The sequence below is a fragment of the Streptomyces sp. LZ34 genome (assembly GCF_053890475.1).
In genome coordinates this window covers 4635141-4651297 of the sequence record NZ_CM132680.1, presented here as the reverse complement: position 1 = coordinate 4651297, position 16157 = coordinate 4635141, and the positions used below count along the sequence as shown (strand labels likewise).

Genomic DNA, 16157 nt, shown 5'->3' with positions numbered 1-16157 from the left:
AGCCTCATACCGGACGTGACGGGTGCTCACGCTGTTGTCGATACAGCAGTAGGCGGTGAAGCCCTCGTCCGGGCGTGGGATGGCCCCGGCTCCCATGGAAGTGCTGCCCGGTGGAAGGAGGTTGCGTCGGATTAGTGCCGCGGAGCTCCATTTTTCCGACATCATCAGGGCATGCAAAAGCTCGAGGCGCACGAGATGCCCTTGCACAAGGTGTTCAGCAGTGACTACGACTTTCAGATCCCCGACTACCAGCGCCCCTACGCCTGGCAGGAGGAGCAGGCGGCTCAACTGCTGACCGACCTGCAGGAAGCCCTGGACCGTGGGACGGATGAGCCGTACTTCCTCGGATCCGTTGTGCTCGTCAAGAACAGCGCAGTCCCGAAGGCGGATGTCATCGACGGCCAGCAGCGCCTCACGACCCTGACCATCCTCCTGTCGGTCCTGCGCGACCTCACCGAGGATCCGGAACTATGCGGCGACCTCGACCGGCTCGACAGGACTCCTCCTGCGCTGCTACGAGTTGAGATGAGACCGCGCCTCATTTCTGAGTCGTTGCATGGCGACGTCCATGCGCCCTAGCGCCCCATTAAATCGCTGTTCCAGCACATCTCCGGTATCAGGTCCATTCGTGACCTTGAGCGCTGCGCTAGCTGAATCGAGGACCGCTCTCGCTGCGTTCCCGATCTCGTCAGGTTCCAGCACCCGAGCGTTAGCTACCAAGCGGCGCAGTTTGGCCATCTCGGTGTTGTATTCGTCACCAAGCCGTCGGGTTGCTGAGCTCGGCGGATGGCCTCTTAGCGCGTGTATGTTCTCAGTCAGGTTTTGTACTTGCTCGGCAGTGGCCAGCAGGTCCGCGTAGCGATTCTCGCGACTCTCTCGATCTCGCTGGGCACTCTCGCGATTCCACTTCGAGCGCTCGTGAAGAAGATTCATCCATGCGCCAACCCCCACGCCCGCGAGCGAGCCGCTGGCGGCGATCAGAGCTGTCCACGTGCTTGACGCCATGCCGTGATCGTTGCATCAGGGTTCCGCCCTGGGGAAGACGGCTGCCTAACCGGGTGGGGCCGGGATGCATGGTGTGTCAGAGGTGTGTCGCGAACAGCGAGAGGCAGCGAGAGAGAGCGGGAGTCAGTGAGACTGACTCCCGCTCTCTCGTGTCGGTATTCGCCCTGGTCAGCGGTTAATTCACGCTGGCTGTTCGGCGAGTGCCCCCGGCGAAGGACCCAGTAAATGGGGACAAACCGATCCATTGGTGGGCGGTGAGCTGGTGATTGAGACAGCCGTCCCGGTGAAACGAGCGGGCACGTAGCCGATCGGGCCTTCGGCCGCTGCGCACCGGGCCGCCCTTCGCGGCCACCTGCCGCGGCCCGGCGGCTCTGCTGTGGCAGGGCCGCTGGGTGGTGAAGGGACCAGGCCGCTTCACCACCTACTTGGTTCGCCGGGGCCTACGAGCGCGATCCGACGGGTCCGCCGCCTCTATGAGCCACGCGCAGAACCTCAGCTTGCGTGGAACCAGCGGCGGACCGGACGACCGGCATCGTGTGGGCCTTCGCTTGGCGCACGCTCGGCAGGGCGCAAGGGTCCCCTCCGCCCTTGGGCACGACGCCCTGCCCATCGGGACTCAGGCTGCGCTGGTCTCGTGTGGGGTAAAAGTCACGCGTGTGTCGTCATCGTCGAGGGCGATGTTGAGCGAGGCGTCCAGGGCCTTGGCGAGTTTGGCGAGGAGAGGCAGTGTGGGAATGGTGTCGGAGCCTTCGATGCGCGAGATCTTGGCCTGGGTCAGTCCGGCCCGGGCGGCCAGTTCGCTCTGGGTCAGGCCGAGCGCGGTGCGGCGCTCGTAAACTGCGCGGGCGAGCGCCATGGACAGCCCGATCTGCTGACGGGCCTCGGCGACGTCGTCCGGCTCGGTGAACCCCTCGGCGAGCTTCCGTTCACGCAGGGTCTTCCAGCGGCTGTGGTTCATGACTCGAACTCTCCTTCCTCGGTGACGCGGACGAACTCCTCGTGCGCGGGGCCGTGTTCTGCCTCGCAGATCTTCTGGGCGAGCTTGGCCCGCCTGACCTTGGCCTCCTCGCGCATCTTCGTTTTCCGGAAGACGGTCAGCAGGACGGCCGTCCGAACGGGGGTGAGCCAGTACGTGATGCGTATGTCCGCACCGTCCAGGGTGGGGCGCAGTTCCCGGACTCCGTCACCGAGGTAGCGGGCGTATGGCTCGCCGAGCGCGGCGGCGTGTTCGGCGAGGAGTCCGACGTACGCATCGATCTTGAGGAAGTGCTTGGCTGGCAGAGCTTCCAGTCAGTCGCGCACCTCAGGTTCAATCTCGATCACGAAGAGCTCATCCGCTCCGATAATGATATATGTCGCAGACGACATGTCCAGCGAACGGCGCGCGCCGTCAGGTCGGTGGGCTCGCTCATGCTCCTTATGCTGCCGCGAATGCTCCACCCGTGGCGGTGCCGCCCTGGCTGCCGCAGCTCTGGGTGGCGATCTGCCGTCGGCAGGGCCGCTGCTGCCGATGGTGATCATCCGCGTGACAGCCATGGGGCGGCTCTCTCACCTTTGGGTACAGCCCTGGATACACTGTGTAGCAACAGCGCGCTCGACCACCTCGACCGGAGGCAGACATGGCCCGAGCCTGGGAGGCTGACCCGTCCGCGTTATTCGAGCGTCGGCTGGGGAGATCAGCCGAAGAGCTGGGGAACTCCGATGGCAATGACGAGTGCCCGGACATCTGGCAGCTCGACAATGGCGATGTTGCTGTGATCGGCAGGGATCTGACAGCCGCCTACCGCACTCGTCTGCCTCAAGGCGTGAACCTAGCTCCGGATGAGCGGCTGGTTGTCATCCCAGGGAACATGCTCAGCGCGGCAAAGAAGGACATCCCCGATGCTTGATCTCCTTGCCCCTGCCCTCACCCCCGAGCATGGTGAACGGCTCACCCGGACCGCCTACAGGCAGGACTTTCGGGAACGGGAGGACGCGGTCTGTGACGGGAGTTCCTGGAAGCTGGAGCGCCGGCAGCACTTCGAGGAGCAGGGCAGTCCGAGCCGGGACGCCCTGCGTCGGGGCGACTGGGATGAGGCGCTCCGGCTTCTCGCCGACCGGCGCGACACCCTTGCCGCGGCCGTTCAGGAGGAGACACGCAGGGGCTATGCCTTTCATCGTGTGCGGGTGGTCGAGAAGCCGCTGACACCGTATGTGCAGTGGGAACTCCACTCCCAGCGGCAGCGTGCGCAGTACGGGCAGAGGATCAGGGTCGTCCCCGCCCAACGGGTGGCCGCTTCGGAGAGCACCCGCCCGCTCCCTGAAGTGGTCGTACTCGGAGGTCTCACCCTCTTCCAGGTCCTGTACACCGAGACAGGAGTCGCGAACGGTGCGATCCGCTACACCGACCGTGATCTTGTAGCGCGCTGGGAGAACTACATCAAGGCGCTCTACGCGGTAGGTGAAGATGTGATCCCCTACTTCGACCGTGAGGTGGCGCACCTTGATCCGCCGACGCTGAGCGCAGGAAGGGAGTAGGCCGATCGCAGCGCCAGGCAGAGGGGGCGAGCAGTCCGGCAGCACCCATTCCGAGCTGTCGGGATCCTCACGTGACGTCGTCCAGGCGAGGAACGTCCACGGGGGCATCCACTTCCACGCGCAGGGCAAGCCGGATCCGGGAAGTTCCGCCAGCCCCACCCCACGCCAGTTACCGGCTGACGTACGCGGATTCGTCAACCGCACCGATGAGCTCGGCGAGCTGAACGCCGTTCTCACCAGCGAGGACGGCGGTCCGCTCGTCGTCTCGGTATACGTGATAGCCGGCACCGCCGGCGCTGGAAAGACATCGCTGGCACTGCGCTGGGCACACCAGGTCCGGGAGCGATTCCCGGATGGTCAGCTGTACGCCAATCTGCGCGGCTACGACCCCGGGGAGCCTGTCGCGGCACGTGAGGCTCTGCACCGCTTTCTGACCTCTCTCGGTGTGCCGACCGATGCCGTACCGCAAGACCTCGATGCCGCCGCCGCGTTGTACCGCTCATTGCTGGCCGATCGCCGGGTACTGGTCGTCCTGGACAACGCGGCCACCGTCGGCCAGGTCCGACCCTTGCTGCCGGGGAGCGCGCACAGTCTGGTATTGGTCACCAGCCGCAGCCGCCTGTCCGGCCTCGCCGTCCGTGACGGGGCCCGCCGACTCACGCTTGGTGTGCTGCCGGAGCCGGAAGCGGTCGCCTTGCTGCGGGCCGTCACCATGGGGTACCGGCCGGTGGACGACGAGCGGCAACTCGCCGAACTGGCCCGGCTGTGCGCACGGCTTCCGCTGGCGCTGCGTATAGCCGCAGAGCGCGCGGCCAGCCACCCCCACCTGCGGCTGGCCGACCTGATCGCCGACCTGCGCGACGAATCGGCCCTCTGGGACGCACTGAGCACGGGTGACGACGAGGAGGCCGAAGCAGTTCGCACCGTCTTCGCGTGGTCCTACCGCGCCCTGTCCGAGCAGGCCGCCCGCCTGTTCCGCCTGCTCGGCCTGCACCCCGGACCCGAGTTCGGACTGCAGGCCGCCGCGGCCCTGGTCGGGTCGACCAGCAGCAGCCGGACCCGGCAACTGCTGGACTCTCTGGTCGGTGCCCATCTGCTGGAACAGACCGCCCCGGACCGCTACCAGTTCCATGACCTTCTGCGCGCCTATGCCATCGACCAGGCCCAGCACGAGGAGCCGCCTGCCGAGCGAGAGGCAGCCCTGCACCGGGTGCTGGAGTGGTACCTGCACACCGCTGATGCCGCGCAGAGCTGGATCAACCCTGCCGAGGACCGCCTGACCCTTGAACCTGCCTCGGATGATGTCAGCCCGCTGACGTTCTCCGACTACGACGCTGCCGTGGACTGGGCCGAGCGGGAGCACGCCAACCTCCTCCAGGCCGTACGCAGAGCGGCTGACGCCGGGCAAGACCGACTGGCGTGGCAGTTGTCGGCAGTCTTATGGAATGCGCAGTTTCCTTCTGTCCCAGGCGCGAGCTGGCCAGCTGTGGGCCGCATCGGTCTGGAGGCAGCGGAACGGCTGGGTGAACGCGCCGCGCAGGGCATACTCCTCACCTGGCTCGGCATGGCCTACACCCGTATCAACCGCCCGGCTGAGAGTCTCGAATGCCACGAGAACGCGCTGCTGATCCGGCGAGAGCTGGGTGACCGCCTGGGCGAGGCACGCTCGCTCAACCTGATCGGGCTCAATCACCTCCGCGGCAGACGACTCGACGCCGCTGCCTGCCACTTCGAGCAGGCCATCGCCGTCTTCCAGGAGCAGGACGCCGCCCACTGGGCCGCCACCGCGCTGTCCAACCTCGCGACCACCCACTACCGCGCCGGGCGCCTTCCGGAGGCGGCGACCGTCATCGACCAGTCCCTGGCAGCGCACCGAGCTCTCGGCGATCAGCGCGGTGAGGGCAACATCCTGCGCGTGCTGAGCGACGTCCGGCGTGAGCAGGGCGATCTCGAGGAAGCCCTGGTCTCGGCTCAGGCCGCTATCGACATCGCCCTTGGCCTCCGTAACCTGCGTCTGGAGGGCTTCTGGCTACTGACTCTCGGCGATGCCCAGCAGGCGAAGGGCCAGCTCGCCGAGGCCCTGACCTCCTATCAGCGATCCGCCACGCTGCACCGACGCCTCGCGGACCGCAGCCGAGAGGCGCTGGCCTGGCAGGGCGTGGGCGAGGTGTACTGCCGGCTCGGACGGCATGCAGAGGCGGCCGACTTCTACCGTCAGGCCGCCTCGACGCACCGCGATCTCGGCGATGCGTGGCACCAGGCCCTGGCCCTGGATGGTCTGGCCTCAGCCGTGCTCGGCGAAAGCCCGGAAGAAGCCTGCAGCCACTGGGAACAGACGTTGAGGCTCCTCGCCGACTTCGACGATCCTCGCGCAATGGCGGCGCGTGAGGGAATCGAACGTCGGCTGACAGAAACAAGCTGAAGTAGCGGCTGAGGCGGAGGTCGCCATCACTGATCGATCGCCCGTATGGCTTTCGGCACTCGGTGCTGACCACCTGGCTCAACGCGGGAGTGGCCTCCACCGAGGTAGCGGTCGGGCGGGCAACAAACTCGGGTCTCGGGGCCTTTGCTTTGGCCTGCTGCGCGTCGCACTCAGGGGTAGATAGGGAGCATGTGGCGGAACTGTGGCCGTAGTGCCAGAATCCCCCCACTGCAAGATCCGAGGGGGGACATGCCAAACCAGCGCGATGCCATCCGGAGCAGGGTTGATGAGGACCATGGGGTTACCGCTGTCTCCATGGGATGGCTCCGTGAGCACTACGAGCCGGAGTGGGGACGCTTAAGCGTTGGGCGAGCAGCGGAGATCAGCGCTTGGCTCAAGAAGTCCGAGATCATGTACCTCCCGTCGCCACTGCCGCCCCGCGAAACGGCGGAGGTCATGCTCTATAGACCTCAATCGCCGGTCGGCGCCTATATCAGTGCAGCGCGCTTGGAAGGCGTCTTCGAAGGTCATCCGGAGGCCGCTGCGGACTTCCTCGGCTCGCTTGCTGATCGACTGGTCGATGGCTCTGCCCTCACTGGCCCGACCTGAGCCTGGGGACCAGGCAATGCAAGAGGCCCCAGCGTTATCCGGGGCCTCGGCGTTCTCAGACGCGGAAACAACCCAAGATCCCCGCCACGAATACGCCACGAGCGCCGGCGAACAGCGGTTCAGCGTTGCACTCGGCTGCACATACGCGAAGACGCTGTACTCAGCGAAAGTGCTGAGTACAGGATCCTTAGTTAGGCCAGGGGCGACCGAACCGTCGTGAACCTGGTGGGTTCGCGAAGCGACGCGGCCGCCCCGTCGAGATCGGCCAGCCGGGAGGCAAGCGTCGCTTCTGCCAGGCGCTGTGGCAGAGCCGCGCTGAACTTCAGCCCGGCCAGGGCACGAGGGTCCACAGCGGGAAGACACAGATGCTCCGCGCCCTCCGTAACCGCCTTCTTCCACTCCTGCGGGGTGATGTCCTCACGTAGCCGGACATACGCGTCCGTGGGCCGCTGGAAAGGGTCGGCGACGGAGGTGAGCGTGGCAGCCAGCGTGGCATTGGCCCGATATCCGGCCCAGGTCCACCAGCGCACGTTCGTGTCACGCCCGCCCCGGACGATTACGGTGCCGCCAGGGTGGACCAGCTCGGTGCTTTCCTCACGGGCCTGAGCGAGGGCACCCTCGGCGCGCCGGGTCAGTGTGACCGGTGGTGTCGTGCCGAGTAGCACTTCTCGCGCTGCTTGCATCAGCTCGTACGAAGCGGTGCGGACGAAGCCGACGCCGCCCCAGCGAGCCCTTCCGCCACCGTCCACTGGCTCGACGAAACAGCGGCGCCGCGACCAGTCGATGTAGGTCACTTGCCAGCTGCGCCCGGCGAGCAGCAGGCGTCGCGGTCCGACGATCTCGTCGGTGAGCAGCGCGGGGTCCGTGGTGCCGATCAGGGCGCGGCCGGACAGCACGGTGAACTCGGGCGCCGCAGTGAACACCGCGGTGAGGTCCATGAAGTGCCGGAAGCCAAAACGCTGCTCCGCTTCAGGGCCGATGAACATGAGCCCGCCGTCCACATCCAGATAGCCTTCGTCGATCAGGTGGCGCACGATCGGCTCCGCTGCGGCACCGAACGGGCCGAGCCCACGCCACCATTCCTGCCACAACCGGTCACCCACACGGTGTTCTTGGAGGCAGAGAGCGAGGATCTGCTGGGCCGCGAGGTGACGGGGTTCCGGAGGCGCGATGACGGGTTCCACCCAGCCGCGGGACCAGAGCAGGAGGAGCGCGGTCGCCGACAGCAGGCCCGCCTCGTCCACCGCCAGAAAGAGGCAGTTTCGCCTTGAGCCGGGCCGTCGCCCGGTGCGCCCAAGGCGTTGCAGGAAAGAGGCGACGGTGCCGGGCGCATCGATCTGGATGACCCGGTCCAGGTCACCGACATCGATGCCAAGCTCCAGCGTGCTCGTGGAGACGATGACACAGTCACGGGCCTCGGCGAAGGCTTCCTCCGCCCGGCGCCGCTCGTCGACGGACAGCGACGCGTGCGAGAGAAAGGTGGTCACACCTTTCGCGCGCAGGGATTCGCCGAGCTTCTCGACGTACTGGCGTGACTCGCAGAAGACCAGGCGCTTCTCTCCCCGGTGCAGGGCGGCGATCACCGTCGCGGCATTGGCCAGGGATCCCACGTAGTCGAGTTCTATGTCTCCGGGAGGTGGCAGAGCCGGAGCCTTCTCCCGCAAGTGTGGGGCGACGACCCGCGCCGTGCGCTTGCCCGCTCCGGATCCCTGCAGCCACGTCAGTAGCTCCTGGGGGTTTCCCACCGTCGCGGAGAGCCCGACCCGCTGGACCGGCCGGCCGGCCACGCGCTCCAACCGCTCCAGCACGGCCAGCAGATGCCAGCCTCGATCGTCACCAGCGAAAGCGTGAACCTCGTCAACGACGATGGTGCGCAGCCCCGAGAAGAACGCCCGATGGTCCACATTCGCGCTGACCAGCATGGCCTCCAGAGACTCCGGAGTGGTCAGCAGCACATCCGGCCGCTCGCGCAGGATGCGCTTGCGGCGGGTATGGGGGACATCACCATGCCAGAGTGCGGCGGTGCGTCCCAACCACGATGTGTAGGTCTCGAGCCGGGGCAGAAGATTGTTTAGCAGTGCCTTGAGGGGACAGACGTAGAGCACCGAGGTGCCGGTCCAGTTCTCCTCGGCCATCCTCGACAGCACGGGGAAACACGCGGCCTCTGTCTTTCCGCCTGCGGTGGGCGCGAGCAGGATGGCGTCCGAACCGTCCATGAGCGGTGCGATCGCTTCCTGCTGGAGGGGCCGCAGGCCGGGCCAGCCCAGAGAGTTCACGATGTGGTGGATCAGACCTCGGTGCAGCCGGTCCAGCGGCTCGGCGGGTTCCGGCGCCTCCGTCATGGAAGGTCCAGCGCGATGTCGTCGGCGCTCGTAACCGCCGCCGCGTTGCGTTCGACCTCGCTCAGCTCCGCCGCGTTCACGGTGAGCGCGTAATGCTCACGTGGGTCGAAGTCCTCGAACTGATCGATACGGTCAAGAACGTCGCCGACTAGCTTCTTCAGGAACAGCCGGGGCGCGACGCCGACCTTCCCTCCGAGCGCTCCACCCACGGCCTTCGCGAGATCGGCGATGTACGTCTCGTCCGCGACGCTTTTGACGCGCTCCGGGTTCGAAGAGCCGCTGGCGTACAGATCACGGATGGTCAGCCCCAGGCCGACGAGCGAGTCGAGAGTGAAGCCGGAGAGCCGCAGCTGCACCGCCCGCGGATTGTCGAAGCGGGGGTCGGTGGTGAAGTCGGTGGCCAGCCGTTGGGCCAGGGGGGCCAGCCGCTGGACGCCCTGCTGGCCGTCGTAGAACGCGGGCGTCCCGGTGACCAACAGATAGAGCCCGGGGAAGCGCCCCGAATGCACCTCGTCAATGAGCTGGCGCAGTGCGTTCAGCGCCTTGTCACGTGCGTCGGAGCGAACCCGCTGGAGCGTCTCCACCTCGTCCAGTACGACGAAGAGCCCTGCGTGCCCCGAGTCGCGCAGCACGGTCAGAAGGCCTTGCAGAAAACCGAGGGCGCCGAAGTGGTCCAGATCGCCGCGCACTCCAGCGGCCTTGCGGGCAGCGGCGGCCACATGCGGCTGGCCGCCCAGCCAGGCCATGACCGCCGATGCGGTGACCTCGTCACCGGCCGCGAGAGCGGCCCGGTATCCCCGTAGCGCGATGGCGAACGACGGAGCGTGCCGTGAGACTTCGGCGAGCCGGGCCGTCATCAGCCGTTCGACCTCGTCAGGTAGCTCCTCCTCCGAGGCTCCGGCGGCGAGGGCGTCCTCTTCCAGCGCGTAGGACCATGCGTCCACCACTGGCCGCAGGGCACTCGGGGGGAATCCAGGAGTGGTCAACCGCTCGGTCAGCCGACGGTAGACGGTCTCCAGTTTGTGCAGCGGTGTCTCGTTTTCCGAGATCTGGATCTCGGCGACAGCGAAACGACGTCGCTTGGCGCGTTCGCCCAGCCACCGGGTGAAGAACGTCTTGCCGGAACCGTACTCGCCCCGGACCGCCTTGAAGACCGAAGCTCCCGACGCGACGGCGTCGAGTTCCGCGTCGAGTGCCTGCTCGAACCGCTCGAGGCCAGTCGCCAGGAGGCCGAGTCCGCTTTCGGGAACGGCTCCGCGTCGAAGGGCGTCGATCACATCACGGCGTCGGGCGGCACTGACGGGTCCGGTTCGGCCGGGGCTGTCTGTACTCACCCCGTCAGTCTCGCACTGCGACGGATACATCTGACTGTTGCGCTATGGCACTTGACGCACGAGTGGTTACTTGGTGCAATCGTCTGTTCACCGTTCAGCCTCAATTCGGGAGAAGACCCAGCGTGGCGCTCGACGGCCTCAATCTAGGCAATGTTCTCAAAGACGTCGCATCCGGAGCTTTGCAGCTACCCGATTTCCAACGCGAATGGGTATGGGATGACGAACGCATCAGGGCCCTGGTCGCCACGGTGACGCTCGACTACCCGCTCGGCGTCGTGATGGCGCTGCAGACCGGCGGCACCCCCAAGTTCAAGCCTCGCACGCTCAGCGGCGCGGAGAGCGCGGAAGGCACCGTCCCCGAGTTACTGCTCCTCGACGGGCAGCAGCGTATGACCTCCCTCTTCCAGGCGCTGTACCGGGACCATCCGGTGGAGACGGTCGACGGGCGCGGCAAGCCGCTCGAGCGCTGGTACTACATCGACATCGCCAAGGCCATCGGGGCGCCCGCGGATCGCGACGACGCCGTCGTCTCCGTCCCCGAGGACCGGATCCTCAGGTCTGGCTTCGCCCGCAAGGTCGTGCTCGACCTGAGCACGACCGAGCAGGAGTGTGCGGCCGGCTTCTTCCCGCTCCACATCGCGTTCGACCCGCATCGTGTGAACCAGTGGCTCCAGGAGTTCGTGAAGGCCGATCCGGCGAACTGGGGCGTCTGGAGCGAGTTCCAGCAGCATGTCCTCAACCATGTGCAGCAGTTCCAGGTACCGATGATCAAGCTCCCGGCCTCTACCACCATGGACGCCGTGTGCGCCGTGTTCGAGCGGGTGAACACCGGTGGTGTGTCGCTCAACGTTTTCGAACTGCTCACGGCCACGTACGCGGGCAATCAGGAGCATGTCGCGGAGTACGGCGACTACTACCGGCTTCCGGTCGAATGGGAACAGATCAAGAAGGACCTGACCGCTTCCTACCCGGTGTTCGGCCGTATGGAGGCCGGCGTCGAGGACGGCCTGAGCAGCAGCGACTTCCTGCAGGCCGTCGCCTTGGTGCGCACCTGGGAGGAGAAGCAGGCCAGGCTCCGCAGCTCGGTGTCCTGTAAACGCCGTGATCTGCTGCGCCTGCCGCTGGCCGACTTCCGGCGCCTGGCGCCGCGGGTGGCGGAGGCGTTCAAATGGGTGGGCGCGTTTCTGGAGCAGCAGTGCATCGTGCGCGCGGCTGACCTTCCGTACCGCACCCAGCTCGTCCCCCTCGCCGCTGTCCGGGCCGTCCTCGGCGAGGCGACGGACACTCCCGGAGCGGACGAGCGAATCGCTCAGTGGTACTGGTGCGGTGTGCTCGGCGAGATGTATGGCGGATCGACGGAGAGTCGGTTCACCCGCGACGTGGAACAGCTCATCGGCTGGGTCGGGGACGCTCGAGAGATCATCCCCGACACGGTCACCGAAGCCGCCTTCCTGGACGACCGGCTGGACAGCCTGACCACGCGCAACAGCGCCGCCTACAAGGGCATCTACGCGCTGCTGGTCAAGCAGGGTGCGGTGGACTGGTACTTCACCGAGGCACCACTCACCGCGGGTCGACTGATCGAGCACAACGTGGAAGTACGGCAGATCTTTCCCAAGGGATGGATCGCCAAGAACGCTTCCAACCGCGCCGCGAAGGCGAACTCGATCGTCAACAAGACGCCGCTGTCCTTCCGGGCGGGCCGGAGCATCGTCGGTTCCCCTGCCGTCTACCTGAAGTCGCTCACGCTGGAGTCGGGGATGCGCCCCGAGTGGTTCGACGACGTCCTCGCCACCCATCTCGTCGATCCGGCGGCGCTGCATGAGGCGGACTTCGAGCGCTTCTACGAGAACCGCGCCCGGCAACTCCTCGAGCTGGTGAAGTCCGCCATGGGCAAGCGCACCGTCTTCCGTGACACGGCGGACTGGTGAGTGGAGCGATGTCGCAGACGCCTTCCGAAGAACAGCTTCACGCGCTCAAGGGCGAGAAGATCCCAGTGAAAGAGCTCCTCGCGCTCTTTGGGACGCGAGTGCGTAGCGAACAGGCCGTGCTGTTGATCACGCAGAGGTTGAAGGACGCCGGCCTTTCCACCGTTCCCTACTTCGCCAACTGCAACGGCCGGGCCGACGTCCACATCGTGCCCCTCGAATCCGTCGTGGCCCCGGAGGACGAGTCGGACGGCCAGGACGAAGAGGAGGAGACGGATGGGCTGACGCCTGGAGCACTGCCTCCGCACTCCTTCCGGATCGGGGATCTACCGGCCGCGTACGGCGGGGTCGACTGCGTGCCGTCGAACGCGCAGGTCACCACAGCCACCTATCTCATGCGCACCAAGAACTACTCGCAGGTGCCCGTCATCGACGGCAGGACGACTCTGCATGGCGTCGTCACCTGGAGCTCGGTGGCCAAGATGTATGAGACCAACGGAGCGATCACCCTGGCCAACGCCTTAGTGGACGATCCGCCGATCGCCGCCTCCCGCCAGGACTTCTTCTCTCTCCTGCCGATCATCAGCGAGTACGGCTATGTGCTTGTGAGGGACAACAGCGGGCAGTTCACCGGAATCGTCACAGGCGCTGATATCACCGAGCGTTTCGATGCGACGGCATGGCCCTTCTTCGTGGTGGGAGAGATCGAGTTCCGGCTCCGCAAGTGCCTGGGGGCGGCCCTCGACCCCGACAACATCCGCGCGGTGCAGCCGAAGAACAAGAAGACCGGTCAGATAACCGATCTGATGTTCAACGGCTATGTGAAGCTCCTCGACGGCCACCAGCAGAACCCGGCGTTCTGCCCTCTCGCCGACCAGAATTGGCAGGCCCTTGGCTGGACGGGGGTGGACCGCATCCAGTTCGTGCACCAGCTTGACCGGGTGCGGGTGGTCCGCAATATGATCGCGCACTTCGATCCCGAGCCGCTGTCGAAGAGGTTGAGTGACGAACTGCGCCAGTTCGTGGGGCTGCTCCGGCAGCTCGCCTGACGCCGGCCGCCGCGGGACCCGTTACGCCAGTTCGAACTGGTCCCGCAGCAGGCCCGCGTGCAGCCGCAGCGTCCGCCCGTCCGGCAAGGTCTCCAGGACCTGCACGCCGTCGTGGTTCAGCAGCTGCCGCAGTACGGCGGCGAAGCCGTCGGCCGCCCTGGTGGCGGGCAGGCCGATGCGCTGGGCCAGAGCCGTCACCGGGAGCGTGCCCCCCGCGTCCAGCAGAGCCCGTACGGCTTTCTCCACCCGGGCCAGCTCCGGCGGGCGGGGCCTGCGGGCGAGTAGTTCCACCTGGGCTTCGAAGATCTCGGATGCCATCAGGCTGCTCACCAACGCTTCGTCCGGCGAGACCGGCCTGACGGAGAGCAGGGCGTCATCCCCTTCCGCGGGGACCAGTACCACGTCGAAGAGCGAGTCGTGGCTCTTGGCCAGCTCGGCCTCTTTCTTGGCCCGGCCGGACGGCTTCTTCGCGGGCGCGGCGGCCGGGGCAGGCCGCACGGGTGCCGGCTCGGCAGCGGTCGGGGTGAGCGACCACCACGGCGGCTGCTGGCTGCCCAGCTCCCGCCAGCCGCTCGGCGGTTCGGCGCCGAAGGGGAGGAAGGCGAGCACCGGGATGGCGACCTCCGCCAAGGCGGCCCCGCCGTGGTATCCGGCCTTCTGCGAGGTGTAGCGGGAGTCGGCGTCCCAGAGCGCGACGATCTCGCCGTCAGGCTCCGGGGCGGCTACGCGCGGTCCCGAGAGGGTGATTTCCGTCTCCGTGAGCGGGCCCCCCACGGCACGGTGCCGGGCTGATTCCACCCGGTCGGGGTCGGTGTCGACCCGCACTCCGTGGCGGTCGATGACATGGCCGTGGTCGCTGGTGAGAATCACCGCCCGGCCTTGGGCGGCGGCGAAACGCAGCAGGTCCAGGAGTCCTCCTATCTCTCCCAGCCGCCAGGTGCCGTCACCGAGCTTCTGCTCCGTGGCAAGCCGGTCGTCGATGGTGTTGAGCACCACGGCGACATGCGTACGGTCACCGACCAGGGCCTCGTGCAACCCGGGCCCGAAGGGAGCACCGCTGGTCTCGCCGCGCAGGTCGTCCTTGTGGAAGACGGCGGCCTCCTCTTCGCCCCAGAAACGGTGCTCCGGGAAGAGCCTTTTCTCATCGGCCTGGGCGCCCCTCATGAGCCGGGCGGCAAACAAGGAGGTCCGCGACACTGCCGTGACGGTGGGCAGCGCGGCGGCCATCGCCCGGCGCCGTGGAGTGTCCTTCGCCTTGGGCAGCGGGTCGTACTCCACCCAGTGGTCGCGCAGTTCCTCGCCGAGCTCGGCGGCGATAGCGGCGCTCATCCCGTCGAGGACCAGAAGCAGGACCCGGCGCTTTCCCGACTTCACGACTGGAGCGACGACCTTGGGCAGGAAGGTCTCCACCGTCAGCATGTCCTCCGGTGGCCTGCCACCCGCTGTCCAGGCGGCGAGGGACCGGGCGAAGTGCCGGTCGATATCCCGGCGGAGGGAGCGTACGGAGCCGCAGAGGGCGTCGTAGGCGGACTTCAGCGTCGGATCCGGGTCCCCACCCGACTCGATGTGATCGAGTGCGAGGTCCACCCAGCCGGTGTCAGCGACATGCCGGCCGATGACGGCCCGCACACTCTCGCTCTCCACCGCTGGTTTCGTCGCGAGCCACTGGGTGAGCCGCTGCGCCATGCGCGTTCGCTCGATGCGGGGGCGGGCAGCGGAGTCGGGGGCCAGCCGGTGGTCGTCCAGTGCCTGTACCGCCTGCGCCAGCCGCGCCGGGTGGCCGGCCAGGAGCGACTCCCCAACGATGGTGAAACGGGCTTCGAGACCCGCTGCCAGCAGGGGGCTCGTACGGATGGCATGCTCCGCGCCGAACTGCCGTGCCAGGGTGGCCGCACGGTCGCATACGGAGCCGGACAGCCGGCGTGCGGTCGCCGCCGACTCTTCGTGGGCCGATCGCCCGGTCAGCAGCAGTCCGGAGACGAACTCCTCGCAGGACCGCCCGAAGGCCGCCACGAGCGCGTCGAGATCTTGCCCATGAGCAGGCGGCTCTTCCCCGAACCAGCGCTCCGCACGCCCCCGGGCCCGGTAGTTCTCCGCGCCCGCCGCAGCGTCGTCATGCCCCCACAGCGAGGCGCAGACGAGGCCGAAGGCGACGGCGTCCGGCCCGTGCTCGGCCGCGACCAGGGCGAGCAGCGCCCGCCCGGCCTGCCCCGCCTGATCGGACTCGCCGAGGAACTCCCGGATACCGGCACGCTCGGGCGCGCGCAGCGCCAGATAGCGGTCCGGGCCGCCGGACGCCAGCGACCACCTCAGCAGGGTGTGGATGTCGAGTGCGTCGCCGTTCGCCGAATGGGGGTGCTGGTCACGGTCCGGGTCGTAGCGGCCGATGCCGAGCCTGCGGAGCGTGAGTTCACTGAGCGCCTTGTCCCACGACAGCACCCCGCCCGGCAGCTGCGGCCAGCCGCCCGGCGGGGTGGCATCGAGAAGCGCCTCGGCGGCCCAGTTCTCGTGGAGTAGTCGGCGATCGGTGCTGACCGCGCGGAAGGTCTCCCGGACGACGTCCCATGTGTCCACCGCGTTGACACGGTGCCGGTGCACCTTGGCCAGCAGATCGGGGCCGAGTTCGGCCTCCTCCCGGTCGGTGAGCACCACCAGCACGTCGGGGCCGGGCGCCGAGGGCGCCTGGTGCGTCAGCACCAGCTCGTACGCGGCGAGCGGCGAGGGCGCGACGGCGACGGACACCTGCCGCCGCTCACCCCATGTCAGCTCGGCCGGGCCGTCCCAGCTCGGCGCGGCGCGCAGCAGCACGGCCCGGCGCTTGTCCGGGGCCAGACCGCGCTGTTGTGACGCCAGGTACTGGGTGATGGTGGCGGAGTTGAGCCGTACCGCACTCGTGGTCGTCTCCGTGCTGGTGCTGGTTGTGTTGGCCGTGGTGGTCACCGCACACGCCT

At 67.4% G+C, this 16157-nt stretch carries 11 protein-coding genes and 1 pseudogene; 7 read left to right on the top strand and 5 right to left on the bottom strand.

The window, feature by feature from the left end; translation table 11 throughout:
• Positions 1-171 precede the first annotated feature (171 nt).
• A complete protein-coding gene (locus ACWY4P_RS18045) occupies positions 172-579 on the top strand; it encodes a DUF262 domain-containing protein (RefSeq protein WP_456211571.1) in 408 nt (135 codons plus the stop codon).
• A 1042-nt stretch (positions 580-1621) separates the two neighbouring features.
• Here ACWY4P_RS18045 and ACWY4P_RS18040 read toward each other — a convergent pair.
• Both ACWY4P_RS18040 and ACWY4P_RS18035 read right to left on the bottom strand, forming a co-directional pair.
• Positions 1622-1963 (bottom strand): helix-turn-helix domain-containing protein, encoded by a 342-nt coding sequence (locus ACWY4P_RS18040; RefSeq protein ID WP_456211570.1) that lies wholly within the window; start codon positions 1961-1963, stop codon positions 1622-1624.
• Positions 1964-2121: 158 nt separating this feature from the next.
• Positions 2122-2262, bottom strand: a pseudogene (locus ACWY4P_RS18035) (type II toxin-antitoxin system RelE/ParE family toxin); the annotation flags it as partial.
• A 362-nt stretch (positions 2263-2624) separates the two neighbouring features.
• On the opposite strand from ACWY4P_RS18035, the gene ACWY4P_RS18030 reads away from it, so the two are divergent.
• The 4 genes from ACWY4P_RS18030 (at position 2625) to ACWY4P_RS18015 (ending at position 6553) form a co-directional block, all read left to right on the top strand.
• Positions 2625-2894, top strand: coding sequence for a hypothetical protein (locus ACWY4P_RS18030; protein WP_456211569.1), 270 nt, complete (start codon positions 2625-2627; stop codon positions 2892-2894).
• Positions 2887-3522: a DUF6879 family protein gene (locus ACWY4P_RS18025; RefSeq protein ID WP_456211568.1), complete on the top strand. Its 636-nt coding sequence runs from the start codon at positions 2887-2889 to the stop codon at positions 3520-3522. The genes ACWY4P_RS18030 and ACWY4P_RS18025 overlap by 8 nt, the downstream gene beginning before the upstream one ends.
• Positions 3523-3628: 106 nt before the next feature.
• A complete protein-coding gene (locus ACWY4P_RS18020) occupies positions 3629-5944 on the top strand; it encodes an ATP-binding protein (RefSeq protein WP_456212961.1) in 2316 nt (771 codons plus the stop codon).
• Between the two features lie 249 nt (positions 5945-6193).
• Positions 6194-6553: a hypothetical protein gene (locus ACWY4P_RS18015; protein ID WP_456211567.1), complete on the top strand. Its 360-nt coding sequence runs from the start codon at positions 6194-6196 to the stop codon at positions 6551-6553.
• Positions 6554-6744: 191 nt separating this feature from the next.
• On the opposite strand, the gene ACWY4P_RS18010 is transcribed toward ACWY4P_RS18015, so the two are convergent.
• Positions 6745-8895, bottom strand: a complete 2151-nt coding sequence (locus tag ACWY4P_RS18010; RefSeq protein ID WP_456211566.1) for a DEAD/DEAH box helicase — start codon at positions 8893-8895, stop codon at positions 6745-6747.
• Entirely contained in the window at positions 8892-10229 is a 1338-nt protein-coding gene (gene brxD, locus ACWY4P_RS18005; protein WP_456211565.1) for a BREX system ATP-binding protein BrxD, read from the bottom strand. The genes ACWY4P_RS18010 and brxD overlap by 4 nt, the downstream gene beginning before the upstream one ends.
• Before the next feature lie 179 nt (positions 10230-10408).
• Between brxD and ACWY4P_RS18000 the strand changes: the two genes are divergently transcribed.
• A complete protein-coding gene (locus ACWY4P_RS18000) occupies positions 10409-12160 on the top strand; it encodes a GmrSD restriction endonuclease domain-containing protein (protein ID WP_456211564.1) in 1752 nt (583 codons plus the stop codon).
• A 116-nt stretch (positions 12161-12276) separates the two neighbouring features.
• Entirely contained in the window at positions 12277-13206 is a 930-nt protein-coding gene (locus ACWY4P_RS17995) for a CBS domain-containing protein (protein ID WP_456211563.1), read from the top strand.
• A gap of 21 nt (positions 13207-13227) precedes the next feature.
• Here the strand turns inward: ACWY4P_RS17995 and pglZ are convergent, their stop codons facing one another.
• Complete coding sequence (gene pglZ, locus ACWY4P_RS17990; RefSeq protein ID WP_456211562.1) at positions 13228-16146, bottom strand: BREX-2 system phosphatase PglZ; 2919 nt, start codon at positions 16144-16146, stop codon at positions 13228-13230.
• Positions 16147-16157 lie beyond the last annotated feature (11 nt).